The organism is Leifsonia xyli subsp. cynodontis (assembly GCF_050632205.1).
GTDB lineage: Bacteria > Actinomycetota > Actinomycetes > Actinomycetales > Microbacteriaceae > Leifsonia > Leifsonia xyli_D.
The window spans coordinates 577,223-602,451 of the sequence record NZ_CP192578.1 but is presented as its reverse complement, the minus strand read 5'-3'; the positions used below and the strand labels follow the sequence as shown (position 1 = coordinate 602,451).

Below are 25,229 nucleotides of genomic sequence, written 5' to 3'. Positions count from 1 at the left end.
CGAGTTCCAGCGCGCGCGGATGGTCGAGGAGCAGCTCGTCCCCCGCGGGATCGAGGACCAGCGCGTCCTCGATGCGATGCGACGTGTGCCGCGGCACCTCTTCGTCGAGCCGTCCGCGGCGCCGTACGCCTACGAGGACCACCCGATGCCCATCGGCAGCGGCCAGACCATCTCGCAGCCGTACATCGTCGCCCTGATGCTGCAGGCCGCGCGGATCGGGCCGGAGGATGCGGTGCTCGACGTGGGGACGGGATCCGGCTACGCGGCCGCCGTCGCGGCGCTGCTCGCGCACCGGGTGGTCAGCATCGAGCGGCATGCCGACCTGGCGGTGGGCGCGGCCGCGACCCTGGATGCGCTCGGCTACCGGGTCGAGGTGGTGACCGGCGACGGGACGCTCGGCTGGCCCCCGGGGCGCCGTACGACGCGATCGTCGCGGCCGCGACGGGACCGTCGGTGCCGCTGGCGTGGGTGGAGCAGCTCGCGCCCGGCGGGCGCATCGTCATGCCGGTGGGGCGGCCGGGCCGGGCGCAGCACCTCGCCCTGTTCACCCGGGGCGACAACGGGCCGCTGCGCGAGACGAACCTGGGCGGCGTCGCGTTCGTGCCGCTGCTCGGCGAGCAGGGCTGGCCGGCGTCGGGCTGAGCGGGGTCGGGCTGGGCGGGGTCGGGCGGGGCGTCAGGCCGCGACCGCGACGCGCGCGTCCAGCGCGGCGAACAGCGAGGAGAGCTGCCCTGCGGGCGCTGCGACGTCCTCCGGATGCCACTGCACCGCCAGCACGGGCGCGTCCCGGTGCTCGATCGCCTCGACGTGGCCGTCGTGCGACCGCGCCGTCACGACGAGGTCGGCGCCGAGCTCGGCGACGGCCTGGTGGTGGGCGCTCCGCACGTCGATCGGCGCCTCCCCGAGCAGCTCGGCGAGACGGCTCCCCGGCTCGGCGCGCACGCCGTGCGTGGTCAGCACCTGCGGGATGGGCACGCCGCGGTTGACGTGCCCGCACTCGTCGCCGAGGTCCTGCACGAGGGTGCCGCCGAGGGCGACGTTGACGATCTGCAGTCCGCGGCAGATGCCGAGCAGCGGGGTGCGCCGCTCGATCGCCGCCCGCACCAGCGCCAGCTGCGCCGCATCCGCCACGGGCAGGTGGCGCGACTCGTTCGGGTACCCGGTCCCGGCGCCGTAGAAGCCCGGGTGGATGTCCTCCCCGCCGACGATCACGACGGCATCCGCGGGCTCCGCCGCCGCGAGCAGGGCGTCCACGCCCCGGTCGGCCGCGAGTCGCTCGACCCGCCAGCCCTGGGAGCGGGCCTCCGCGATGACGTTGCCCACCAGCAGCTGCACGTAGTCGTGATACGCCGGGTCGTGCGCGCGGACGCGCGTCGCCTCGACGACGGCGAGGGTGGGCTGCGCGGGCATGACCCCATCCCAGCAGCACTCGTCCGCGACCGCACGGATGGCCGTAACAGGCGGAAACAGTGACAGTGCCGGACACCACCAATAGACTCGGCGGAGTATCAGCCGAGCCCGAGAGAGTGGGTCGTCTTGCGACGTTTGTGGAGGCATCCTCTGCTGACCGGGGCCCTCCTGGCGCTGGGGCTCATCGCCGGACCGCTCGTGGTCGTGGCCGCCCCCGCCGCCGCGGAGAGCCCCGTCGACCTGGGTCCCAGCCATGTGGTCGACGAGGCCGGGGTGCTGAGCGGAGCCGACGAGGCGGCCATCACGGCGGCCGCCAAGAAGCTCTACGACCAGCACCGCATCGACCTGTACGTCGTCTACGTGAAGAACTTCATGGATCCCACCGAGGCGGCGGACTGGGCCAACGAGACGGCGGCGCGCAACGGACTCGGGCAGCGCGACTACCTGCTGGCCGTCGCGACCGACGGCCGCACCTACTACCTCTCCGGCGACGACGACGGCCCGGTCAGCGCCGACCAGCTCGACAGCATCGAGCAGAACGACATCGAGCCGAAGCTCCACGCGAACGACTGGACGGGCGCGGGCGTCGCAGCCGCCACGGGCCTGTCCGACGCGGTGGGCGGCGGAGGCGGCGGCGGCGTCTTCTTCTGGGTGTTCCTGATCGGCGTCATCGTCGTCGGCGTGGTCGTCTTCGTGCTCGTGCGCTCGCGGAGGACCCGCAAGAAGCAGGCCGCCGCCGGGCCCACGACGCCGCAGAGCGAGCTGCAGACCATCCCGCTGAACGAGCTGGAGCGCCGGGCCGGGTCCGCCTTGGTGCAGACCGACGACGCGATCCGGACCAGCGAGGACGAGCTGGGCTTCGCCACCGCGCAGTACGGCGCGGAGTCCGTCGTGCCCTTCCAGGCGGCCCTCGACTCGGCGAAGGGCCAGCTGCGCGAGGCGTTCGGCCTGAAGCAGCGCCTCGACGACGCGGAGCCCGACACCGACGAGCAACGGCGGGAGTGGAACATCCGGATCGTGCAGCTGTGCGGCGCCGCCAACCAGGCACTCGACGCGCAGGCCGATGCCTTCGACGAGCTGCGCGCGCTCGAGAAGCGCATCCCGGAGGCATCCGCCGAGGTCACCACGCAGGCTGCGGCGCTGCGACAGCGGATCGCAACCACCCGCGCGACGCTGGACGGGCTCGCCCAGCGCAACACGGATGCCGCGATCGCGACGGTGCACGACAACATCGACCAGGCGACGCAGCGGCTCGACTTCACGGACACCGCGCTCGCCGGCGCCGCGCAGAAGGCCGCGGCCGGCGACACCGGGGCCGCCGCCGTCGGGGTGCGGGCGGCCGAGGAGTCGGCCGACCAGGCGGGGCTGCTGCTCGACGCCGTCGACCGTCTCGGAACCGACCTCGCCGCGGCGCAGCAGTCGCTCGACTCGACCCTCGCCGAGCTCCGCAGCGACGTCGCCGAGGCGAAGGCCCTCGCCGCGTCGAGCGACCCGGGCGGCACCATCGCCGCGACGGTCGCGGGCACCGAGCAGACGGTCGCCGACGTGCAGGCCCGGCTCGCCGACGGGAAGGTCAACCCGCTCGAACTGGTGCAGCGGCTCGACGCCGCCAACCGCTCCATCGACGGGGTATTGCAGGGCGTGCGGGATGCGCGCGCCCAGGCGCAGCGGGCGCAGTCGGCCCTGCAGCAGACGCTGCTGACCGCGAAGGCCCGCGTCTCGGCCTGCGAGGACTTCATCACCGCGCGCCGCGGAGCGGTCGGGCCCGAGGCCCGCACCCGCCTCGCCGAGGCGGGCCGGCTGGTCGTCCAGGCCGAGCAGACGGCGGCGACGGACGCGGTCGCGGCCCTGGCGCAGGCGCAGCGCGCCGCGCAGCTGGCCGACGAGGCGACGCAGCTGGCGCAGCAGGACGTCGGCGGATTCCAGAACGGCATGGGCGGCATGGGCGGCGGCCTCGGCGACGTCTTCGGCGGCGGCACCTCCGGCCGCGGCGGCGGGAGCGGCGCCATGGGCGCGATCCTGGGCGGCATCCTCATCGACTCGGTGCTCCGCGGGGGAAGCGGGGGCGGCGGCTTCGGCGGCGGTGGCTGGGGAGGCGGCGGAGGCGGCGGCTTCAGCGCGGGCAGTTTCGGCGGCGGCGGCACTCGCAGCCGCCGCGGCGGCGGCCGTTTCTGACCGCCGCGAGAGACCTCACAAGAGCCCATCGGGGGCGGGAGCGAAAGGAAGATCACATGGCGAAGCAGTCCATCTTCGGGCGGATCTCACAGTTGTTGCGGGCGAACGTCAACGCCCTGCTCGACCAGGCGGAGGACCCGGAGAAGATGCTGGACCAGATGGTCCGCGACTTCACCAACAGCATCGCGGACGCGGAGAGCGCGATCGCGGAGACCATCGGCAACCTGCGGCTGCTCGAAGACGACCACCGCGAAGACGTGGAGGCCGCGGCGGAGTGGGGCGACAAGGCGCTCGCCGCCAGCCGCCAGGCCGACCAGTACCGCGCGTCCGGCGACACGGCGAACGCCGACAAGTTCGACAACCTCGCCAAGGTCGCGCTGCAGCGGCAGATCTCGTCCGAGAACGAGGCGAAGGCCGCGGAGCCGCAGATCGCCGCGCAGACCGAGGTGGTCGACAAGCTCAAGAACGGGCTGAACCAGATGAAGGAGAAGCTGGAGCAGCTGAAGAGCAAGCGCGCCGAGCTCATCGCCCGCGCCAAGAGCGCGCAGGCGCAGGCCCAGGTGATCGACGCCGTGAAGAGCGTCGACATCATGGACCCGACCAGCGAGGTCAGCCGCTTCGAGGAGAAGATTCGCCGCGAGGAGGCCAAGGTGCGCGGCCAGCAGGAGCTCGCCGCCTCCAGCCTCGACGCGCAGTTCGAGCAGCTGGACGACCTCGGCGAGATGACCGAGGTGGAGGCGCGGCTCGCGGCTCTCAAGTCGGGCGGCTCGCAGCAGGCGGTCACGTCGGGTTCAGAGGGGTGAGCGGCGCCTCCTTCCTGGTCGTCCCGCAGTGGCAGGGCTCCGGTTCGTCGCGGGCGATGCGCCTGATCGACGGGGCGGAGGCGATCCTCGGCGATCTCCCCGCCGCGCGCACGCACCAGGTGCCGGTGCCGGCTGCGGCCGGCGAGTCGCTCGGGACGGGCGTCAACCGCTTCTCGTCGCTGGTCGCCATCCGTGAGGCCACCGAGACGGAGCTCGCGCTGCTCGAGGCGCCCGTGGTCACCGTGGGCGGCGACTGCGGCGCCGAGCTGGCGGCCGTCCAGCACGCGGTCGCCGCGCATCCCGCGGGCGAGGTCGCCGTGGTGTGGTTCGACGCGCACGCCGACATCAACGATGTGGAGTCGTCGCCCTCTGGCGCCTTCCACGGGATGGTGCTGCGCGCGCTGCTCGGCGACGGGCCGGACGGGCTGGCCTCCCGCGGCGAGAACGTGCTCGCCCCGGCGCAGCTGGTGCTCGCCGGGACGCGCGCCCTCGACGACGGCGAGTCCGCCTTCGTGGCCGAGCACGGCATCCGCGTGGTGGCGCCCGGCGAGCTGGACGACCCGGAGGCGATCGTGGACGCGGTCGCGGCGACCGGCGCCACGGCGGTGTACATCCACGTCGATCTGGACGTGCTCGACCCGTCCGCGATCGACGGGATCGGCTACCCCGAGCCGTTCGGAGTCCAGCCGGACCGGCTGACCGAGGCCATCCGGGCGCTGCGCCGGCGGTTCGAGTTCGCCGGGGCCGGGCTGATGGAGTTCGCGCCGGAGTCTCCGGACGCCGCCGGACGGGATCTCGCGGTCATCCTGCGCATCCTCGGTTCGCTCACCGGGCCGACCGCGGCGCAGAGCGGGGCCGGGGCGGGGAACGCGGGGCGCTAGCGTGGGAGCCATGAGCGAGCCCAAGATCCTCACCGAGCGGCGGGGGCACATCCTGCTGATCGGCCTCAACCGCCCCGAGAAGCGCAACGCCGCCGACTTCGAGCTGCTGCAGCAGCTCGCCGACGCCTACGGCGAGCTGGAGCGCGACCCGGAGCTGCGGGTCGGGCTGGTGCATGCCGTGGGCGACCACTTCACGGCGGGCCTCGACCTCGCCGACCTGGGGCCCCGCATCGGCCGCGACGGTCTGTCGTTCGTGGGTGAGGACGGCGTCGACCCGTGGCAGGTCTCCGGCCGGCAGCTGACCAAGCCGGTCGTCATCGCGGTCCAGGGCACCTGCCTGACCCTCGGCATCGAGCTCATGCTCGCCTCCGACATCGTGGTCGCCGCGCGCGGCACCCGGTTCGGGCAGATCGAGGTCACCCGGGGCATCCTGCCCTTCGGCGGTGCGACGCTGCGCTTCCCGCGGGCGGTGGGATGGGGCAACGCGATGCGCTACGTCCTCACCGGCGACCTGTTCGACGCCGCCGAGGCGCATCGGCTCGGCCTCGTGCAGGAGGTCGTCGACGACGGCGCGCAGTTCGACCGTGCGCTCGAGCTCGCCGAGCGGGTCGCCGCGCAGGCGCCGTTGGCGGTGCAGGCCGCTCTCGCCAACGCGAAGCGCGCGGTGCGCGACGGGGACGCGGCGGCCGAGGCGGAGCTGCAGCCTGCCCTCGTCCGCCTGGTCGGCAGCGAGGACGCCCGGATCGGGATGGAGGCCTTCCTGACGCGCACCGAGGCCCGGTTCGTGGGGCGCTGAGTCCCATCCGTCCGATCCCGTACGACGAAGACAGAACGAGCGGCGCGGCCGCGGCGAAGGGAACAGCATGAGCGAGACCAGGGACTACGACGTCATCGTCATCGGGGCGGGCGCCGTCGGCGAGAACGTCGCCGATCGCGCCGTGCAGGGCGGCCTGAAGACGGTCATCGTCGAGTCGGAGCTCGTCGGCGGCGAATGCTCCTATTGGGCCTGCATGCCCTCCAAGACGCTGCTGCGCAGCGGGGCGCTGCTCCGCGCGGCGCAGCGGGTGGGAGGCACCCGCGAAGCCGTGACCGGCCCGCTCGACGTCGCCGCGGTCCTGAAGCGCCGCGACGACATGACGAGCAACTGGAACGACGACGGCCAGGTCGAGTGGCTGAACGGCGCGGGCATCGACCTGGTGCGCGGCTGGGGCGTCATCACCGCGCCCAAGGAGGTGACGGTCACCGCGGAGGACGGCACGGTCACCGTCCTCCGCGCGAAGCACGCCGTGGCGGTCTCCACCGGGTCGGCGGCGCTGATGCCCGACATCCCGGGACTGCGCGAGAGCGAGCCGTGGTCGAGCCGCGAGGCGACCAGCGTGCAGCGGGTCCCCGTCTCGCTCGCCATCCTGGGCGGCGGCGTGGTCGCGACCGAGATGGCGACCGCCTACGCCGGCTTCGGCACCGAGGTGCACCTGATCGCCCGCAGCGGGCTGCTCGGCGGCGAGGAGCCGTTCGCCGGGGAGGCGGTGGCGGAGTCCCTGAAGAAGCTCGGCGTCACCCTCCACCTCGACACGAACACCGAGCGCGTGGAGCGAACGGACGACGACGGGTTCCGCCTGCAGCTCGACGACGGAGCGGTCGTCGAGACGGACGCGTTCCTGGTCGCGACGGGCCGCGTGCCGCGCACCTTCGACATCGGGCTGGGCGCGTTCGGCCTCGAGGAGGGCGCCTGGCTGAACGTGGACGACAGCCTCCGCGTGCTGGGCGCCGACGGCCGGCCGGTCGACGGCGGCTGGCTGTACGGCGTCGGCGACGTGAACCACCGCGCGCTGCTCACCCATCAGGGCAAGTACCAGGCCCGCGCCGCCGGCGACGCGATCGCCGCCCGCGCGCACGGCCGCGACGTGTCGCTGGCGCCGTGGGGAGCCTTCGTCGCCACGGCCGACCACCAGGCGGTGCCCCAGGTCACCTTCACCGACCCCGAGGTCGCGTCGGTCGGGCTGACGGCCGCGCGCGCCGAGAAGGCCGGCTACCGCATCCGTGTCGTCGACTACGCCATCGGCCAGGTCTCCGGCGCCCACGTCGTCGCGGACGGCTACGATGGCACGGCGCGCATGGTGGTGGATGAGGACCGACAGGTGGTGCTCGGCGTCACCTTCGTCGGTCAGGACGTCGGCGAGTTGCTGCACTCCGCCACCGTCGCGGTGGTCGGCGAGGTGCCGCTGAACCGGCTGTGGCACGCCGTCCCCTCCTACCCCACCGTCAGCGAGGTGTGGCTGCGGCTGCTCGAGACCTACGGGCGACCCGCGGAATGAGCGGCTTCGACCGCACGCCGCTGGGCCGCGTCCTGCTCGATTCGCCAGTCAGCCGGCTGGGCTACCTGTACGCGACGGCGGTGGGGCACGTGTGGGGCTTCCTCTGGAGCACCGGCCGCATCGAGCGGCGCCAGGGCCTGACCGTGTTCCGCGGCATGCCGAAGCGCACCTTCGGCCGCGGCGGATCGTGCGTGGGCGGCGTCTACCTCACCGACCACAACGTCACCGACGACGTGCTCGAGCACGAGGCGATCCACAAGCGGCAGTGGCAGCGGTACGGGATGCTGTTCCCGTTCCTGTACCTGGTGGCCGGCCGCGACCCGTTGCGCAACCGGTTCGAGATCGAGGCGGGACTCCAGAAGGGCGGATACGTATGACGCGCACGATCGTGATCACGGGGGCGAGTTCCGGCATCGGGGCCGTCGCCGCCGAGCAGCTCGCGGCGGCCGGGGACGAGGTCGCGGTCGTCGGCCGCAACCCCGAGCGCACGAAGGCGGTCGCCGAGCGGATCGGCGCGACGCCGTTCCTCGCCGACTTCGAGCGGCTCGACGACGTGCGTGCCCTGGCGGCCGCGCTGCTCGACCGGTACGAGACGATCGACGTGCTGGCCAACAACGCGGGCGGGCTCTACCACGAGCGCGAACGGACGGTGGACGGGCACGAGCGCACCATCCAGGCCAACCACCTGGCGCCGTTCCTGCTGACCGCGCTGCTGCGTCCCCGCCTGGTGGAGACGGCCGCGGCCGGCCGCGACGTGCGCGTCATCTCGACCGCGAGCTCCGCCAACCGCCTGGGCAACCTGCGGATCGACGACCTCGACTGGGAGAAGCGGCCGTGGCAGGGCGGATGGCGTGCGTACGGAACGGCGAAGCTGGCGACCATCCTGTTCGCCGTCGAGCTGGCCGAGCGCCTCACCGGCACGGGCGTGACCGCGTACTCGTTCCATCCCGGCGTCATCGCCACCAACTTCGGCACCTCCTCGCCGCTCATCCGTCTCGGGCACCTGCTGACCCGCAGCGCCTACGGCATCCCGGTCGCCGCCGGCGCGGCGCCGCTGCTGCTGCTCGCCGGACCGGCGGAAGTGGGCGCCCCCAGCGGCACCTACTTCGACCGCTTCACCGCGAACGGGCGCACCGCCGCGCAGGCGCGCAACGCGCAGCTCGGCCGGGACCTGTGGGCGGCGACCGAGCCGCTCGTCGGCCTCGACGTCCCCGCCTGACGCCCGCCCCCTTCACCCTGTCGGAGGTTCGCGGCATGATCGGATCATGCGCCCCTCCGCCTCCGACCCGATCGCCCCGATGCTCGCGAAGGCGGTCCCGGCCGTCCCCGAGCCCGACAGCGTGAAGGGCGGCCTCAGCTACGAGCCCAAGTGGGACGGCTTCCGCGCCATCGTCTACGCCGCCGACGCCGGCGACGGGACGGTGGGCGACGTGCAGATCGGGAGTCGCGGCTCGAAGATGCTGACGCGGTACTTCCCAGAACTCGTGGAGGCCTTCCAGCGCATCCTGCCCGGCCCGTGCGTGCTCGACGGCGAAATCGTCGTGCCGACCGGCGAGCCGGGCCGGCAGCGGCTCGACTGGGAGGCGCTGTCGCAGCGCATCCACCCGGCGGCCAGCCGCGTGAACCTGCTCGCCGAGCAGACGCCGGCCACCTTCGTCGCGTTCGACCTGCTCGCGATCGGCGACGAGTCGTACGTCGACCGGCCGTTCGCCGAGCGCCGGTCGGCCCTCGAGGAGTTCGCCGGAGAGCTTCCGGCGCCCGTCCAGCTGACGCGGACGACGACGGACGTGGATCTCGCCCGCCGCTGGCTGGTCGAGTTCGAGGGCGCGGGGCTCGACGGTGTGGTCGCGAAGCCGTTCGCCGGCGCCTACGCCCCGAACAAGCGGACCATGCTCAAGATCAAGCACCACCGCACGGCCGACGTGGTCGCCCTCGGCTACCGCATCCACACGAGCGGGCGCGGCGTCGGCTCGCTGCTCGTCGGGCTGTACGACGACGAAGGCCGGCTGCGCAACGTCGGCGGCGTCTCCGCGTTCACCGACGCCAAGCGCCTCGCGCTGATCGACGAGCTGGAGCCGCTGGTCGAACGCGACGACAGCGGCGCGGCCGTCACCGGCGAGACCGACCGCAGCCGCTTCTCCGGCAGCAAGGACGTCTCGTTCGTGCGGCTGCGCCCCGAACGCGTGCTCGAGGTGCGGTACGACCAGATGGAGGGGATGCGGTTCCGCCACACCGCGCAGTTCGAGCGCTGGCGGCCCGACCGGGAGGCGCGGTCGTGCACGTTCGAGCAGCTGGACCGCCCGATCGCCTACGACCTGGGCGACGTGCTGACCTGACGCCCGCGCAGGCCGGCGCCCTCCACTACTGTCTTTCGAGCGGCGGAGGGCGTGCATAGCATCCGGCCATGGACATCAAACCGGTCCGCCTGGCGGCCGCCACCGTCGCCGTCGCGCTGACGACCCTCCTGCTGGCGGGGTGCACCGCCTCCCTGCCGACGAGCTCGTCACCGGCCTCGCCCTCGCATGGCGCCACCGCCAGCATCCGCCCGGACGCGAACGTCCCGACCGACGTGCCCAACACCCCGGCACTTCGCGCCGACGTGCAGGTGACCGCGTGCAAAGCGGCCGGAAACGGTTGGATGGCCTCCGGCACCGCCAAGAACCCCGGAGACGCGGACCGGTCGTACACGATCACCATCTTCTTCACCTCCGACAGGGCGACGGTGCTGGGGACCGGCGACACCGCGGTGAAGGTCCCCGCGGGGAAGAGCGCGAAGTGGGAGGTGCGAGCCGATCTGACGCCCGCCCACGGGATGCGCTGCGTGCTGAGAGGCGTCGGAAAGTGATCGCGGCACAGGGAGCTCCCGGTGAACGGCAACGCCGCGGATGAGCGCGCCGGATACGACGCGCCCCCTCGAACCGGCCGCATCCCCGGAGCGATGCGGCGGGTCTCCGCTGCGATCGCCGTCGTCGCGGTCACCGTCCTCGCACTGATCGCCCCCGCTCCGGCGATCGCCGGGCAGGGAAGCCTCGTCACCGGAGTCGCCTGGGCGGACGCGTCGCTCGACCAGACCAGGCCGGCGACCGGCGCCATCCTGAAATCCGGGGTCACGGTCCAGCTCATCACCTCGGCGAGGAACATCGTCGTCGCGAGCACGACCACCGACGCCAACGGGCGGTACTCCTTCGCCAACGTGCCGGACGGCTCCTACAACGTGCTGGTGACGGCGCCGGCGAACATGAAGTTCCCCACGGCGCTGACCGGGAGCTCGAACCAATTCGTCTCCACGGGCACACCGGCGTCGAACACGGACCCGTACCAGGGCATCTCGGGGACGATCGCGATCGCGGGCGCGACGCAGGCCACGAACCTGGATGCCGGGCTGCAGCCGATCGCGACGCTCAACGTCCAGCCCATCGCCCAGCCCGGGTACAACTGCGCCAACGGCGCCGGCGAGCAGGTCGCGCAGACCGACAAGGGCAACTGCGTCACGAGCACGCTGAGCAACGTCTCCCAGGCGTTCGCGATCTCGATCTCGAATCTCGGCACCGGCCAGACGGTCAACAACGTGATCGGCACCTTCACCTTCATCCCGCAGAACGGCGCCGTGCTGACGATGCCCTCCCTTCCTCAGGGCTGTCAGACGACCGGGGTCACCCCCGTATCCAGCGTCTCCGGGAACCTCGTGCTCGTGTGCAACCTCGGCGCGGTGAACTCCGCCCAGATCATCGCCGTCAAGCCGGTGGTCATCCCGACCGCCTCCTCGCCCAACGGCTCGTCGTTCACCACCTCGCTGCAGGCGAGGGCAGGAGACGGGACCGCGGTCACCTCGAACACCGTGACGAACCCCGTGATCACCATCAACGGGGCGCCGAACTACAACACCAACAAGACGGTCGTCTCCAACGCGGGAGCCGGCACCTACACCGTGAACGGACAGCCCCGGCTGGGCTACCAGATCGTCTACCTGATCCGCGGAGCCCCGCAGACGGCGATCGGCTCGTCGACGCTCGCCCTGCCCCTCACGATCCCCGACGCCGGCATCCCTCAGTTCCCCAATGCGGTCATCACCGCGTGCACCGGCCCGTCCGTCTGGTTCGGACAGAACCACACCCCCGTGCAGAACTGCCCCGTCAACCAGACGGCCACCGCAGCGACGCCGTGGAACCTGACCTTCACGAACTATGCGCCGAACGGCACGCAGTGCGTGAACCTCGGCGGGATCGTCTGCTACGACACCGGGACCAACAACTACGCGACGCAGATCACCGTCTTCGTACCGGCGGCGGACGTGAACAAGGCGGCCGACCCGGCCTGGAACCCCGGCGACCCGCCGCCCACCGGCACCGTCAGCTTCCAGAACTGCCTCGGCAACGGCGTCGACGGCAAGGTCGACAACACCGGCCAGCTCAACAACGGCAACGGCGTGATGGGCGGCCAGCGCTGCGTGTCGTCGAGCTTCGCGGTCGCGGCGAGCTTCCCCTCCCCGATCCAGGCGTTCAAGCACTACAACATCAACGGCTCGGAGACCACGGACGGCTACTTCGTGGGTCCGGGCGAACCGAACGTGCAGTCGCACATCCAGTACGTCAACACGTCGACGATCGCCGACCCGAACTTCTCGCTCTGCGACTACTTCGACGTCTCCACCATGGAGCTGACGGCCACGAACCCGGTCACGACCCAGAACCTCCCCGCCGGATTCCGGGTGGAGTACGGCGTCGCCCCGAACACGGTGAACGTCCAGGTCGGGACGCCGGCGACCAACACCACGTACCCGAACAACCCCGTGTACGGATACAGCAACACCGACCAGAACACCATCGGCACCAACTGCAACCGGTACACCGGCGCGTGGACCACCGACCCCACCACTCTCGGACCCGACTGGCAGCAGCAGGTGAACCTCGTCCGCATCGCGCCGATCCCGGGGTTCACGCCGACGCCCGCCGCGCCCGCCGGGACGACCGTGCAGTTCTTCCTCAACTTCGACGTCCAGAGCGTCTACAACGGCGGCCCCCACGCCGGCGAGACCATCCCGACCGGCGCGTACATCCCCAACGTCGGGTCCTGGGATCGCGGCCCGCTCGACCCGACCTACACGAGCCAGACGGCGAAGGTCTACTACATGCAGGTGCTCCCGAAGAACGTCACGGGGAGCAAGTCGTACGCGAAGGGCCTGCCCAGCTACGGCGTCGGCGGAGTGCCGGATTCCGGCTTCAACGGGAACGGCGTGTTCACCAATGCCAGTGCCACCATCTACTCGCTCGTCGGCTATGACAACATCGGCCCGGCTCCCGACTACGACGCGTCGATCTGCGACTACTTCGACGTCTCGACCATGCGCTTGAACGCGGCCTCCCTGATCAAACCGACCAACAACGGGAACGGGTCGCGCGGTCTCGCGGTGCCACCCGGCTTCCGGATCGAATACGGGGTCTCCCCGAACACGGTGAACCCCCAGGTCGGGACCCCGACCGTCGCGAACGGTTATCAGACTCCCATCTACCAGTACACCAATGCCGATCAGCAGGCCGGCGCCCTGGCCTGCAACACGCTGAACGCCGGCTGGTCGACGACACCGGCGACCACCTTCGGTCCGTCCTGGCAGGACGTGGTCAACATCGTCCGACTCGCACCCATCCCCGGCTTCAGCCCCACCCCGCAGATCCAGGCCGGATGGTTCGGGTATCTGGACCTGGACCTCACGGTGCGCGCCTCCTACAACGGGGGCCCGAACGCCGGGGCGCCGATCCCGCAGGGCACGTACATCCCGAACGTCGGCTCCTGGGACACGCCGCAGAACACCGCGGCTCCGGTCAGCACGCAGACGGCCACCGTCGCCTTCCTGGCCTACCAGCTGGGCCTCGACAAGACCGTGAACACCGGCGTCTCCTACCAGCCCGGCAGCCAGGTGCAGTGGATGATCACGCCGAAGATCACGCAGGGCGTCGCCCAGCGCGAGATCAGCGGCGTCACCGTCACCGATACGGTTCCGCCGAATACGACCTACGACCCCGCCTGCACCAACGCGGGGCTTCCGCCGGGGGTCACCGCCTCGCTGAACCTCACGACCAACACGGTGACCTTCAGCTACAGCAATACCTACATCGTGAATGCGACGTTGCCGCAGAACCTTCCCACGGTGATGATGTGCACCGACATCCTCTCGACCGTCAATCCGGGCATCCAGATCAGCAACTCGGCCAAGGTCACGTCGAACGAAGCGCCGGCCTCGGTGAGCAGCAACACCGCCGCGATCACCGTCGGCGGAGCCGGCAGGCTCGCCATCAGCAAGTCGGTGAGCAAGCCGGTCATCTCCTCTGGCGAGACCTACAGCTGGGGGCTGCGCTGGACCAACAACAGCCCGGTCGCGTTCGCGGCGCCGCAGATCATCGACGTGCTCCCGTACAACGGCGACGGGTCCAGCGGGGCGAGCTCCGAGCGGCTCTCGGGATCGTCGAACTTCGCGGGGACGAACGTCCTCACCGGGGCGCTCGCCCAGCCGGTCTACGCCCCGGGCAGCACGACGACCGGTACGGCGCCCGGCACCTGGTACTACACCACCGCGAGCCCGACGTCGATCGAGCAGAACCCGGGCGACCCGTCGAACCAGAACCCCGGAACCGGAGCCAGCATCTGGGTGACGGCGGCGTCGATCGCCGATTGGAGCCAGGTCACCGGCGTCTTCTTCTCGTCCACCGGTTTCGTGAACAGCGGCGACGTCATCACCGCGAGCATCCCGATGCGGGCGAACAACGGCACCCAGCTCGGCGACATCTACGTCAACCAGGCGGAGCTCTACAGTTCGAGCGCGCCCGCGAACCCGGTCGTCACCAACAACCCGTACACGCAGATCCCGGGGATCACCGTCCTGAAGCAGGCCTCGACGTCGTCCGTGACACAGGCGGGTCAGACGGTCACGTACACCTTCACGGTCGCGAACGAGGGCCGGGTCAGCGTGAGCAACGTCTCGGTGGCCGACACCCCGGCGCCGCCATCCGTCCCGGCCTCGCTCAGCCCGATCACCTGCCAGGCCCTGATGTCGCCGGCCGGAGGCTGCTCGGGGACCGTCGTGCCCCTCCTCGCGGCGGGACAGAGCGCCCAGTTCACCGCGACCTACACGGTCACCCAGGCGGATGTGGACAACGGGTCCATCTCGGACAGCGCGGTGGGGAACGCGGATCTGAACCCGGGCGGTGAGCCGATCACGTCCGGCTCGTCCTCGGCTTCGGTCGGGGCGGCCGCGGCGCCCGCCATCGACCTGGTGAAGACCAGCCTGGTGAGTTCGGTCTCCGCGGTGGGCGATGTGATCACCTACGACTTCCACGTGACCAACACCGGCAACCTGACCCTGGACGGCGTTGCGATCGCCGATCAGCAGCTGGCTCCCGCGGGGGCGCTGACGAGCGGGCCGACCTGTCCGCCCGGGGAGCTCGCGCCCGGAGCGTCGACGGACTGCACCGCCACCTACACCGTCACCCAGGCCGACCTCGACGCCGGGACCGTCGACGACACGGCAACCGCCAGCGCCACCGCTTCCGACGGCAGCGCCGCACTGTCGCCGCAACGCTCCGCCAGCGTGCCCGTCGCCCAGATCACCGGCATCGACCTGGTCAAGTCCGTGACCTCGCCGACCGGGCCGGTGTCGGCCGTCGGCGACGTGATCGCGTACGGCTTCCACGTCACCAACACCGGCAACGTCACCCTGTCGCGCGTGACTGTCGAGGAGGGCGCCTTCTCCGGCAGCGGACGGTTGTCGACGGTGACCTGCCCGGGCGCGCCCCTCGCGTTGGCGCCGGCACAATCGGAGGTGTGCACGGCGAACTACTCCGTGACGCAGGCTGACCTGCTCATGGGGAAGCTGTCCAACACGGCGACGGTGTCCGCGGAGACCCCCGATGGCGGGACGATCACCTCGAACGTCTCGACAGCCACTGCGGTACTGACGCCCGCGACCGCCACCCCGACGCCCACGCCGACCCCGACCCCGACCCCGACGCCTCCGGCCGCTGCGGCGGGGGCGGAGGAGCCGCTAGCCCCGACGGGAAGCACCGTCTCCACCTCGCTGCTGGCCGGCACGGTCGCCCTGGGCCTGGTCGGTACCGGCCTCCTGGTGGGGCGCATCCGCCGACGGAACCGGACGAGGGGCTAGCCCGGCCGGGAAGCCCCACCCGTTGCGGCGTCGACCCGGCGGTGGTTCCGTGGCGCTATGGCGGATGAGGAGCGACCAGGTGCGGAGGGCTTCCTGCCTGACGACCGCACGCTGGATGCGCTGCGCGCGGCCGCGCCGGGCTGCCGCGGCTGCGAACTGTACCGGGACGCCACGCAGGTGGTCTTCTCGACGGGGCGGACGGGCACGGCGCTGATGCTCGTCGGCGAGCAGCCCGGCGACCGGGAGGACGAGGAGGGCGAGCCGTTCGTCGGCCCGGCGGGACGCATCCTCGACCAGGCGCTGGGCGACGCGGGGATCGATCGCGCCGACGTGTACCTGACGAACGCCGTGAAGCACTTCCGCTTCCACCGCCAGGGCAAGCGGCGCATCCACGAGAAACCGGCGGTCGGCAACATCGTCGCCTGCCACCCGTGGCTGGAGGCGGAGCTGGCCGCCGTCGGACCCCGGGTGGTCGTGTGCCTCGGGGCGACCGCCGGGCGGAGCGTGCTGGGTCGCACCGTACGCATCCAGCAGGAGCGCGGCCGCGTGCAGCAGTCGCCGGACGGCCGGGCGGTGCTCATCACGACGCACCCCTCCGCCCTGTTGCGGCTGCGCGACGACCCGGGATGGGACGCCGCCTTCGACGCGTTCGTCGCCGACCTCGAGGCGGCGGCACGAGCGGCGGCCGCGCCGGACGCGACCGCCTGAGCGCTACGCCTTCTTCGCCCGGCTCGGCTGCACGCGCGGCGGCTCCCCCGGCATCTTCGGGTAGTCGGGCGGGAACGGCAGCTCGCCGAGCCCGTCGCCGAGGTCGCGCTCCCACCACTCCAGCAGTGCGTCGATGCGCCCGGGCGAGGCGCCGAAGTCCTCCCACGGGTCGCCCACGGTGCGCAGGCGCTCCGGCATGGTCAGCACGGTGAACTGCTCGGGCGAGACGTGCTCCAGCTCGTCCCACGTGATCGGGGCCGAGACCGAGGCGTGCGGCAGCGCACGCGGGCTGTAGGCGCCGGCCATGGTCCGGTCGCGGTTGGCCTGGTTGTAGTCGACGAAGACGTGCTCGCCGCGCTCCTCCTTCCACCACGCCGTGGTGACCTGCTCGGGCATCCGGCGCTCGAGCTCGCGCGCGGCCGCGATGACCGCGTGGCGCACGTCGAGGAACTCGCGTTCCGGCACGATCGGCGCGAAGACGTGGAGGCCCCGGTTGCCGGAGGTCTTGATGAACGCCGTGAGCCCCGCCTCCTGCAGCACCTTCCGCAGTTCGATCGCCGCCGGGACGGCGTCGGCGAAGCCGGTCCCCGGCTGCGGGTCGAGATCGATGCGCAGCTGGTCCGGGTTGTCCGAGTTCTCGGCGCGCGAGGGCCACGGATGGAACACCACCGTGTTCATCTGCGCCGCCCACACGGCGGCGGCCGGCTCGTCGATGACGAGCTGGGGATGCGACCGGGCGCTCGGGTAGACGACCGGCACCGAGCGCACGTAGTCGGGCGTGCCGCGCGGCGGGTTCTTCGAGAAGAACTGCTCGCCGTCGATGCCCTCCGGGAACCGCTGCAGCGACACCGGACGGTCGCCGTTCGCCCGCACGAACGCCTCTCCGACCTCGACCAGGTACGTCGCCAGGTCGAACTTCGTGATGCCCACCTCGGGGAAGATGACCCGGCCGGGGCTGGAGATGCGCACCTCCCGGTCTCCGTGGGGCCCGGGCACCGTGAGGACAACCGCATCGCTCGCCATGCGACCCACCGTACAGGCCGAACCGAGGGTGACGGCGATGTGAATTCCTTGTGGGATGCGGTGGGTGCGCCCCCGTGCGCCCACGAGTGGGCCAGAATGGCAGAGGCAGGCGCAGCACTCGCTCCGTCGGCGCCGAGGTCTCGAGAAGAGGTGCATGACCCTGAGGATCGTGAGCTACAACCTCCGCAAGCACGCCGCCAGCGGTGAGCTGAACGGCATCGCAGAGGCCTACGACGTCGACGTCCTCTGCTTGCAGGAGTGCGACAGCGACGCCCTGCCGCAGCGGCTCCACCACCTGGCGCTCGCGGACACCACCCGCGCCAACCGGCTCGGCCTGGCGGTCTACGTGCGCGACGAGCGCTTCGAGATCCTCCACTCGCAGGTCTTCGCCGTGCAGAAGTCGCTGCACGACCGCGTGCTGGCGCCGGCGAACGAGCGTCTGCTGGCCGTCCACCTGCGCGACCGCGACAACGGCGAGGACATCCTCGTCGGCTCCTTCCACGCGGCGCCGCTGACCGCGCTGAACTCGCTGCGCCGCAAGCAGATCGCCGCCGCCCACGACGGGATGCGCTCCCTCTCTCCCGACACTCCTGCGGTCATGGTGGGCGACTTCAACTACCCGTGGTTCATCCGCGGGCTCGAGCGGCACCTGACGACCTCCGGCTACACGCTGAAGCGCACCACCGAGCCGACCTACCTGCGCTACAAGTTCTTCTCGGGCTACTTCGACTTCGTCACCTCCACCGGGTTCGAGATCGAGCGCGTGGATGTGCTGCCCGCCGGCGCCTCGGACCACCGTCCGATCCGGCTGGACGCGGAGCTCGCGGCCTGACCTCTCGCCGCCTCAGGTCACGAGCACGTCCAGCGGAGGAAGATGTCACCCACTGCGACGGCCGTCGCGATGGTGCGCGTCTCGAGCGAGACGGGTGAGCTCCAGCCGGCGTAGTTGGCGGTGACCGTCACGGTCGAGGTGCCGAGGAGCGTGAGTGTCGCCGCGGAGACGGAGCCGTTCGTCGCGGTGACCGTACTGCTGCCGGACCCGGCGGTTCCCGACCAGCGCAGCGTATAGCTCTGCGGAGTCAGGGCGTTGCCGCCGGCCGGGGACGCGGTCCACGAGATCGGGATGTTGTCGGCGAGGAAGCCGCTCCTGGCTCCGCATGAGACCTGCGGCACCGGCGAGAGGGTGCCGGTCGTGACCGTCGCCGTCGCGAGGGACGTGCGTCCCCATCCCGCGCGGGCCTCGTTCGCGGGCGCAGCGACAGCGCCCACCCCGCTCACAAGAAGCGCCAGTGCCCAGGCGAGGCGTCGGATGCGGCGGCTCACGATGCCCTCCGTCGACGGGCGAGGGCGGCGACGCAGGTCCCACCGAGGACGGACGCCGCCGCGAGGAGGAGTGGCGTGAGCGGTGCGGAGGAGCCGGTGCTCGGCAGCCGGTCCTGGCTGGTGCTCGCCTCGTCGCCCGCGCCCCAGGCCCACACCGCGAGCCGTGCGGCCCCGCCCGGTCCTGCGCCGGCCGGTGCCGTGGCCGCCGTCGCCGGGTCGAGGGTGACGTCGAGCGCCAGCCAGCGCTGCTCGCCGGACGGCATGGTGTCGATTGCCGGCGGCCGGGAACCGACCGACGCGGTTCGGAACGAGGAGACCGGGCGGGCGGTCACGGCGGGTGTCGCCTTCCCCGGACACCGGGTCCCGACCCAGCGGGCGTCGCACGAGGTCACCGAGAGGATGAGCGCATCCTCCGCGTCCCCTTCGGAGGCGATGCCCAGGTGGATGGTTCCGGGTGTGGGCGGGGATGCGGCGACGCCGACCAGCCAGCGTACGGTGGCGCCGGGGGTGAGCCCTGTGAACGCGTCCCGATCGCCCGCCGAGGTGAGCGTGATGTACCGGCCAGACGTCGTGGTCTCGTCCGCGTGCGCGGCGTCGCCTGAAGCGAGCCCGCCGGCGGTCAGGCCCGCGATGGCGCCCATGAGGGCCAGCGCCTGCACCCCGCGCCGAGCCGGGCGAGCCGATTCCCCCGCCGCGCGCGACACCCGTCCCCCTCGCGGCCAGAACGCCCACCCGACGAGCGCCGTCGCCGCGAGCGTCGCCGACCCGAGGAAGAACGGACTCGACAGGAAGCCGATCGCATGGGCTCCGCCTGGCACGCTGCCGAGGACGACCCGGACCGTCCGCACGCGGTAGGGCTCGGGATCGTTCTGCCTGTTGGCGTCGCCCCGCAGCACCAGCTCCGTCCGCCCGTCGGGGAGCGGACGGGCCGACACGACGCGGTGCGTGACGGGCAGGGCGCCCGGCCGGTCGACGGTGACGACCTCCCCGACACGGACCTCCGACGCCGGGAGTTCGCGCACCAGCGCGACCGATCCGGCCGGGATGCCCGGACTCATGGAACCGGTGCGGAACAGGATGAGGCCCAGGTGCAGGACGAACGCGGATGCCGTCGCGACCAGGCAGACGGCTCCCGCGACCGCCGCGAGGGTCAGCACGACGTCGCCCGCCCGTCCCACGCCTCGACGCGAAAGCGGGCGCGCCCGCCCCGGCCCACCGGGCCGAGTGCTCACCGTGGTCGACTTCACCGCCGCCTCCTTCTCATCCTCGTCCTCATCCGGATTCCGCGGTGAACGGCCACGTGGCTGTCGCCGTCCTGCCCTGGAGGCTGTTCGGCGCGCCCGCGGGCAGCGTCACCTCGAAGCAGAACCCGGTCGGTGCTCCGGCGACCGTGGCGGTCGCCGGGGCGAGCGGCGACACCACTCCCGTCTCCTGGCCCGTCGTGAGCGGCCGCGAGGTCGCGGCCGCTCCGACGACGAAGGCCGGGGCGCCGGCGAACACTGCGGCCGCGCATGCGCCCGTCGTGCGCACCACCCGGTAGACGAGTGCGGCGCCGAGGCTGGCCGCATCGGTGCCGCCCAGCGTCGCGCCGCCGAGGGACACCGTCCCAGCCACCGAGCCGGGTTTCGTCCTGATCAGCACCGGGACGTAGGCCGAGACGCCGGGCGCGAACGGGCCTGCGATCGTCAGGGTTCCGCCGGGCGCGGTGGCATTGTCCGCGTACGCCCCGCCGTTCACGCTCGACTCGGTCGTGAAGCGGGAGCTCGTGAATCCGCCCGTGACGAACTCCACATCGGTCCAGCGAGCCAGAGTCGCGGTCGCCCCTGCGCCGAGCACCAGGCCGGACGCGAGGACCGCGCGCAACCGCAGCGCGCGAATGGGCGTGGCCGCGCCCCGCTCACGCCCGGGCCGCTCGCCCGGCTTCCACCTGCCAGGTCGTGTCGACCGCATCGGCTACTGGCTCGCCGCCTGGAACTGCCAGGTCGCGCCGCCGGTCTGGCCCTGGACCAGGTTGGCGCCGGCCGTGACCTTGAAGCACAGGTACACCGGTGCGCCGGCCGCCGCTCCCGCGCCTTTGGTGAGCGCGAAGGTGATCCCCCCGGGCGCTGTGCCGAGCGCCTGGCCTGCCGGGACCAGGGTCGTGCCGGTCGTCGTGGCCGTGCAGCCGAACGAACTGGTCTGCAGCAGCTGGTACGAGAGCTCCGACACGGTTCCGCTGGTGCCCGCCGCGCTGACGGTGACCATCGCGTCGTTGGTCGTCCCCGCCGCCAGCCGCACGGCGAAGGGTGCGGCGGTCACGTCGCCCGGTGTCAGGGCCGCGGAGTTCACCGTGAACGCCGCCGTAGCGCGCGCACCGGCGGTCGGATGGTCGGCGTACGACGTGCCGTCGGTGCTGCCGACGAGGTTGAACGTCCCCGCGCTGAACGTGCCGGTGACGAACTCGGAGTCGTTCCAGGCGGCGAGCGTGACGGCAGCGCCCGCCCCGAGCACGAGGCCCGAGGCGAGCAGCGCCTTCAGCCTGCGCCGGCGAACGGTTCGATCGACGGGAACGGTCTCGGTCATGATTCTCCTCGAACTCTCGTGGTGGCGACCCGTGAACATCGAGCCGCGTTGATCGGCGACCCTAGCCACTCCGCCGGCCGGCCAAATCCGATGTGGCCGCAATCGGGGTCCACACGCGCCGACATCGGGCCGAGAGGCCCGGATTCGGGGTGTTCCGGCCCTCGCCCACACTCTCGACGGTCGGCGGTGTCCCATGGTGGGAGCTTCTCCCGCGGCGGCTTTCCGGCGTACCGTGAACCGCATTCCGGCGAGGTGGTGTGTCCATGGAGTTTCCCGCGTGGCTGACCGGGTGGCTGGCCGGCGACGACTACACGATCGCCCGCGAGATCCTGGAGCGGGGCGTCGCGGCGCTGTACCTCATCGCGTTCGTCTCGGCGGTCAACCAGTTCCCCGCGCTGCTCGGCGACAACGGGCTGCTGCCCGCCCGCCGCTTCCTGCGGCATCCCTACGCCCGCACGCAGCCGACGCTCTTCCGGTGGCGCTACTCCGACGGGCTGTTGCGGGCGGTGGCGTGGACGGGCGCGGTACTGTCGGCGCTCATCCTCGCCGGTGTGGTCCAGCTCGCCCCCACGTACGTCTTCGTCCCGGTCTTCCTGATCGTGTGGTTCCTGTACCTCTCGATCGTCACCATCGGGCAGACGTTCTACGGGTTCGGCTGGGAGAGCCTGCTCTGCGAGGCCGGGTTCATCGTCGCCTTCCTCGGCGCGTGGGACACCGCCCCGCCCATCACGATCGTCTTCTTCCTCCGTTGGCTGGTCTTCCGGCTGGAGTTCGGCGCGGGCATGATCAAGATGCGCGGCGACCGGTCGTGGCGCGACCTGACCGCGCTCTACTACCACCACGAGACGCAGCCGATGCCGAATCCGTTCAGCAGGACGGCGCACCTCCTGCCGAAGTGGTGGCACCGCGTCGAGGTGCTGGGCAACCACTTCGCGCAGCTGGTCGTGCCCTGGTTCCTGTTCGCACCGCAGCCGGTGGCGAGCGTCGCGGCCGCCATCATGATCCTCACCCAGCTCTGGCTGGTGCTGACCGGCAACTTCGCCTGGCTGAACTGGATCACCATCGTGCTGGCGTTCGCGGGCATCAGCGACGGCGTCTGGTCCTGGCTGCTCGGCGGTGCGCCGGTCGGCGGCGTCGGGGCGGACGATGTGCCGCTCTGGTACGCCGTCGTCGCGGTCGCCGTGACCGTGTTCCTCATCGTCCTCAGCTGGCGTCCGCTCAGGAACCTGTTCTCGCGCCGCCAGCTGATGAACGCGAGCTTCAACCGCTGGCACCTGGTGAACGCGTACGGCGCGTTCGGCAGCGTGACGAAGGAGCGCTACGAGGTGGTGGTGGAGGGCACCGCCGACGATCCCTACGACCGCAATGCCCGCTGGCAGGAGTACGGGTTCAAGGGCAAGCCCGGCGACCCGCGCCGCCTGCCACGGCAGTTCGCGCCGTACCACCTGCGGCTCGACTGGCTGATGTGGTTCCTCGCGCTCGGCTCGCGCGACTCCCCTGGTTCGAGGTGTTCCTGCTGCGGCTGCTCGAGGCGGACCGTCCGACGCTGAAGCTGCTGCGCCACGACCCGTTCGGCGGCGAGCCGCCGCGGGCGATCCGGGCCCGGATGTTCCTCTACCGCTTCAGCACTCACGCCGAGAAGCGCGAGACCGGGGACATCTGGGTGCGGTCGGAAGTCGGCGACCTCGTGCCTCCGGTGAGCCTGCGCGACGGTCAGTAGCCGGTGCGCTGCTCCTCGAGCCGGGCGAGATCGCGCCAGATCAGCAGCTTGAGACGGGCCGGCTTCTCGCGCTCGTAATCCGCCTTCAGCGCCTCCGCGCCCGAGAACGCGTCGAGACCGGCCTCGATCGCCCGACGGACCTCATCCCAGGCGTCCTCCCGCCCGCGTTCGACCAGGGCGAGAAGCTCCTCCTCCGAGTCGGCCTTCGCCCGGAGCGCCTGCGCGAGCGCGATCGCGGCATCCCGTCGCAGCCGGAGGTTGTCGACATCCACCTTGCGGTAGTCGTGCGGGTGCATGGCGTCGCCGCCCAGGTTCTCCGCGGACTCGAGGTCCTCCTCGATGCGGCCGGCCGCGATGCCCTGCTCGGAGGCCAGCTCGCGGAGCATCGCCGCCGCCTCCATGGCGTGCAGGGCGGGGTCGTACGAGTTCCCGTACTGGATCGTGTCCACCACGATGTGGTTCTTCACCGACATGCGCGTGGCGTAGTCGGCGAGCAGCATCCCCTCTTCGACGGACTGCTCGAGGGTGGGCGCGACGGGCTCCGGCAGGGCGTGCTCGTCGAACGGACGCGTGCGCGTCGTCTTCTCGGCACGCGTGCGGAACCACTTCGGCCAGCGCATGGGACTCCTCGGACCGGGCGCAGCTGTCACGCCCTCCCCACCATTCTGTCCGATCGGCTCCCGCCGGTCAGCGGCCGGCGAAGAACGCGTTCGCACGGCGCGTGAACAGCAGCGCCAGGATCACCAGCGACCAGAGGATCTGGACGACGCCGCTCACCACCTGCCCCGTGAAGAGCATGAGGACGCCGTTCAGGATGTCGAAGACCATGATGACGGCGACGATGGCCCGGGAGGCGGAGTTGCCGCGCAGCAGGCCGCGTGCCACCAGCACGGTCACGATGCCGAGGAGAAGCGAGAGGATGGCCGCGGTGGTGACCCCGGCCGCCGCGCTGCTGTTCCCTCCGGCCAGCTGGTCGCGCGTCAGGAGCATGACCACGCCGCCGATGATGTCGAGGACGCCGTTGATGTAGGTCAGGACGGCCACGAGGGTGACCGATCCGGGACGTGCCGCCATGGGACTCCTCGCTTCTGCCGTGGTCGCTTCTGCCGTGGTCGCTTCTGCCGTGGTCGCTTCACCGGTAGCTTGGCGGATATGGCCGGTTACCGCTACGAGTTCGAAACGGAGCTGTTCCGCTGGGCGTCCCGGCGGGAGCTCTGGGTGTTCGCCAGGCTCCCGCTCGAGGTGTCGGAGGAGATCCGCCTGCAGCCGCATCCACCGGCCGGTTTCGACTCGGTGAAGGTGTCCGTGACGCTGGGCGGCTCGCGCTGGTCGACCTCCATCTTCCCGGAGTCGGACGGCACCTACGTCGTCCCGATCAAGAGCGCCGTGCGGAAGGCGGAGGGCGTCGAGCTCGGCGACCGGGTGCGGATCGGCGTGGAGACGCTGCTGTAGCTACTTCGCCGCCGACATGATCGTGTTCAGCGCGAGCACGATGATGAGGCCGTTGAAGAAGAAGCTCAGCACCGAGTGCCAGACGACGGTCCAGCGCATCCGGGTGCTGAGCACCTCCACGTCCGACGTCGCGAAGGTGGTGCCGAGGGTGAAGGCGAAGTACACGAAATCGGCGAACCGCGGGGCTGAGGGAGGGTCGTCGGCCGGATGCGGGAACCTCAGCATCGGCTCGGGAGCCGCGAAGTAGCGCTGGTAGTAGATCTGCGCGAAACCCCAGTGCAGGAACCCCCAGGCGAGCAGCATCGACCACACTCCGACCACGTCGGTGACGGAGCCGACCTGCGGGTCGTTGTGCAGCACCAGCACCTGCACGGCGGCGGTCACGCCGATCAGGCTCGCCAGGATGGTCGCCGTCATCGAGACGAGGCGCGCGATCCGGCCGGTCTCCCAGCGCCCCGGGCGTCCGCCGGCCGGGGGCGGGCGCTTGGCGACGCGGCCGAGCACGATCAGCACCGCGATGAGGTAGATCGTGCCGATCCCGCACCAGGCGGCGAGCAGCTCCAGGGTCGTCGCGTCGTCCTCGGAGAAGACGACGAGCCAGACCCCCACCACGATCATCGCCAGCTGGGCCAGCAGGCTGGCGACGAAGCCGAGGACGGCCATCGGCCGCCGCACCGGCGCGCTCTGCGACATACCTGGATG

Annotated in this window: 22 protein-coding genes and 2 pseudogenes; 15 read left to right on the top strand and 9 right to left on the bottom strand. The window is 71.7% G+C overall.

Annotation, left to right across the window (positions count from 1 at the left end):
• The first annotated feature begins 19 nt into the window (after positions 1-19).
• Positions 20-642, top strand: a pseudogene (locus tag ACQ86M_RS02950) (protein-L-isoaspartate(D-aspartate) O-methyltransferase).
• Positions 643-675: 33 nt separating this feature from the next.
• Here the strand turns inward: ACQ86M_RS02950 and ACQ86M_RS02945 are convergent.
• Positions 676-1,410 carry a gamma-glutamyl-gamma-aminobutyrate hydrolase family protein gene (locus ACQ86M_RS02945; protein ID WP_431246993.1) on the bottom strand — a complete coding sequence of 245 codons (735 nt, stop codon included), beginning with the start codon at positions 1,408-1,410 and terminating at the stop codon, positions 676-678.
• Positions 1,411-1,536: 126 nt separating this feature from the next.
• Between ACQ86M_RS02945 and ACQ86M_RS02940 the strand changes: the two genes are divergently transcribed.
• The 11 genes from ACQ86M_RS02940 to ACQ86M_RS02890 all read left to right on the top strand — a co-directional run bounded on the left by ACQ86M_RS02940 (position 1,537) and on the right by ACQ86M_RS02890 (position 16,447).
• Positions 1,537-3,585 (top strand): TPM domain-containing protein, encoded by a 2,049-nt coding sequence (locus ACQ86M_RS02940; protein WP_431246992.1) that lies wholly within the window; start codon positions 1,537-1,539, stop codon positions 3,583-3,585.
• Between the two features lie 56 nt (positions 3,586-3,641).
• Positions 3,642-4,388: a PspA/IM30 family protein gene (locus tag ACQ86M_RS02935; protein ID WP_431246991.1), complete on the top strand. Its 747-nt coding sequence runs from the start codon at positions 3,642-3,644 to the stop codon at positions 4,386-4,388.
• Entirely contained in the window at positions 4,385-5,269 is an 885-nt protein-coding gene (locus ACQ86M_RS02930) for an arginase family protein (RefSeq protein WP_431246990.1), read from the top strand. Before ACQ86M_RS02935 ends, ACQ86M_RS02930 begins: the two co-directional genes overlap by 4 nt.
• Positions 5,270-5,279: 10 nt before the next feature.
• The gene (locus tag ACQ86M_RS02925; RefSeq protein WP_431246989.1) at positions 5,280-6,065 is read left to right on the top strand and encodes a crotonase/enoyl-CoA hydratase family protein; all 786 of its coding nucleotides are present in this window, start codon (positions 5,280-5,282) and stop codon (positions 6,063-6,065) included.
• A gap of 67 nt (positions 6,066-6,132) precedes the next feature.
• Positions 6,133-7,584 carry a dihydrolipoyl dehydrogenase family protein gene (locus ACQ86M_RS02920; RefSeq protein ID WP_431246988.1) on the top strand — a complete coding sequence of 484 codons (1,452 nt, stop codon included), beginning with the start codon at positions 6,133-6,135 and terminating at the stop codon, positions 7,582-7,584.
• A complete protein-coding gene (locus tag ACQ86M_RS02915; protein ID WP_431246987.1) occupies positions 7,581-7,961 on the top strand; it encodes a Fe-S oxidoreductase in 381 nt (126 codons plus the stop codon). Before ACQ86M_RS02920 ends, ACQ86M_RS02915 begins: the two co-directional genes overlap by 4 nt.
• On the top strand, positions 7,958-8,803 hold the full coding sequence (locus ACQ86M_RS02910; RefSeq protein ID WP_431246986.1) for an SDR family NAD(P)-dependent oxidoreductase: 846 nt from the start codon (positions 7,958-7,960) through the stop codon (positions 8,801-8,803). The genes ACQ86M_RS02915 and ACQ86M_RS02910 overlap by 4 nt, the downstream gene beginning before the upstream one ends.
• Positions 8,804-8,849: 46 nt before the next feature.
• A complete protein-coding gene (locus tag ACQ86M_RS02905) occupies positions 8,850-9,920 on the top strand; it encodes an ATP-dependent DNA ligase (RefSeq protein ID WP_431246985.1) in 1,071 nt (356 codons plus the stop codon).
• A gap of 68 nt (positions 9,921-9,988) precedes the next feature.
• Positions 9,989-10,429, top strand: coding sequence for a hypothetical protein (locus tag ACQ86M_RS02900; RefSeq protein ID WP_431246984.1), 441 nt, complete (start codon positions 9,989-9,991; stop codon positions 10,427-10,429).
• Positions 10,430-10,450: 21 nt separating this feature from the next.
• Positions 10,451-15,739, top strand: a complete 5,289-nt coding sequence (locus ACQ86M_RS02895; protein WP_431246983.1) for a DUF7507 domain-containing protein — start codon at positions 10,451-10,453, stop codon at positions 15,737-15,739.
• 57 nt (positions 15,740-15,796) lie between these two features.
• Positions 15,797-16,447 carry a UdgX family uracil-DNA binding protein gene (locus ACQ86M_RS02890; protein WP_431246982.1) on the top strand — a complete coding sequence of 217 codons (651 nt, stop codon included), beginning with the start codon at positions 15,797-15,799 and terminating at the stop codon, positions 16,445-16,447.
• 3 nt (positions 16,448-16,450) lie between these two features.
• Here ACQ86M_RS02890 and ligD read toward each other — a convergent pair whose 3' ends face one another.
• Positions 16,451-17,470 carry a non-homologous end-joining DNA ligase gene (gene ligD, locus ACQ86M_RS02885; protein WP_431246981.1) on the bottom strand — a complete coding sequence of 340 codons (1,020 nt, stop codon included), beginning with the start codon at positions 17,468-17,470 and terminating at the stop codon, positions 16,451-16,453.
• Positions 17,471-17,624: 154 nt separating this feature from the next.
• On the opposite strand from ligD, the gene ACQ86M_RS02880 reads away from it, so the two are divergent.
• Positions 17,625-18,302: an endonuclease/exonuclease/phosphatase family protein gene (locus ACQ86M_RS02880; RefSeq protein WP_431220631.1), complete on the top strand. Its 678-nt coding sequence runs from the start codon at positions 17,625-17,627 to the stop codon at positions 18,300-18,302.
• A gap of 17 nt (positions 18,303-18,319) precedes the next feature.
• On the opposite strand, the gene ACQ86M_RS02875 is transcribed toward ACQ86M_RS02880, so the two are convergent.
• The 4 genes from ACQ86M_RS02875 to ACQ86M_RS02860 all read right to left on the bottom strand — a co-directional run bounded on the left by ACQ86M_RS02875 (position 18,320) and on the right by ACQ86M_RS02860 (position 21,355).
• Positions 18,320-18,793 carry a fibronectin type III domain-containing protein gene (locus ACQ86M_RS02875; protein ID WP_431246980.1) on the bottom strand — a complete coding sequence of 158 codons (474 nt, stop codon included), beginning with the start codon at positions 18,791-18,793 and terminating at the stop codon, positions 18,320-18,322.
• Positions 18,790-19,971 carry a hypothetical protein gene (locus ACQ86M_RS02870; RefSeq protein WP_431246979.1) on the bottom strand — a complete coding sequence of 394 codons (1,182 nt, stop codon included), beginning with the start codon at positions 19,969-19,971 and terminating at the stop codon, positions 18,790-18,792. Before ACQ86M_RS02870 ends, ACQ86M_RS02875 begins: the two co-directional genes overlap by 4 nt.
• A gap of 94 nt (positions 19,972-20,065) precedes the next feature.
• A complete protein-coding gene (locus tag ACQ86M_RS02865) occupies positions 20,066-20,656 on the bottom strand; it encodes a SipW-dependent-type signal peptide-containing protein (RefSeq protein WP_431246978.1) in 591 nt (196 codons plus the stop codon).
• Positions 20,657-20,746: 90 nt separating this feature from the next.
• The gene (locus ACQ86M_RS02860; protein ID WP_431246977.1) at positions 20,747-21,355 is read right to left on the bottom strand and encodes a SipW-dependent-type signal peptide-containing protein; all 609 of its coding nucleotides are present in this window, start codon (positions 21,353-21,355) and stop codon (positions 20,747-20,749) included.
• 263 nt (positions 21,356-21,618) lie between these two features.
• On the opposite strand from ACQ86M_RS02860, the pseudogene ACQ86M_RS02855 reads away from it, so the two are divergent.
• Positions 21,619-23,075, top strand: a pseudogene (locus ACQ86M_RS02855) (lipase maturation factor family protein).
• Here the strand turns inward: ACQ86M_RS02855 and ACQ86M_RS02850 are convergent.
• Together ACQ86M_RS02850 and ACQ86M_RS02845 are read right to left on the bottom strand one after the other, a co-directional pair.
• Positions 23,069-23,695, bottom strand: coding sequence for a hypothetical protein (locus tag ACQ86M_RS02850; RefSeq protein WP_431246976.1), 627 nt, complete (start codon positions 23,693-23,695; stop codon positions 23,069-23,071). The pseudogene ACQ86M_RS02855 and the gene ACQ86M_RS02850 sit on opposite strands and share 7 nt — an antisense overlap.
• A 67-nt stretch (positions 23,696-23,762) precedes the next feature.
• Positions 23,763-24,149, bottom strand: a complete 387-nt coding sequence (locus ACQ86M_RS02845; protein ID WP_431246975.1) for a DUF7144 family membrane protein — start codon at positions 24,147-24,149, stop codon at positions 23,763-23,765.
• A gap of 78 nt (positions 24,150-24,227) precedes the next feature.
• Here ACQ86M_RS02845 and ACQ86M_RS02840 point away from each other — a divergent pair, with 78 nt between their 5' ends.
• Positions 24,228-24,527: a DUF1905 domain-containing protein gene (locus ACQ86M_RS02840; protein ID WP_431220624.1), complete on the top strand. Its 300-nt coding sequence runs from the start codon at positions 24,228-24,230 to the stop codon at positions 24,525-24,527.
• Here the strand turns inward: ACQ86M_RS02840 and ACQ86M_RS02835 are convergent, their stop codons facing one another.
• Positions 24,528-25,220 (bottom strand): DUF1345 domain-containing protein, encoded by a 693-nt coding sequence (locus tag ACQ86M_RS02835; protein WP_431246974.1) that lies wholly within the window; start codon positions 25,218-25,220, stop codon positions 24,528-24,530. It abuts the gene before it with no gap.
• Positions 25,221-25,229 lie beyond the last annotated feature (9 nt).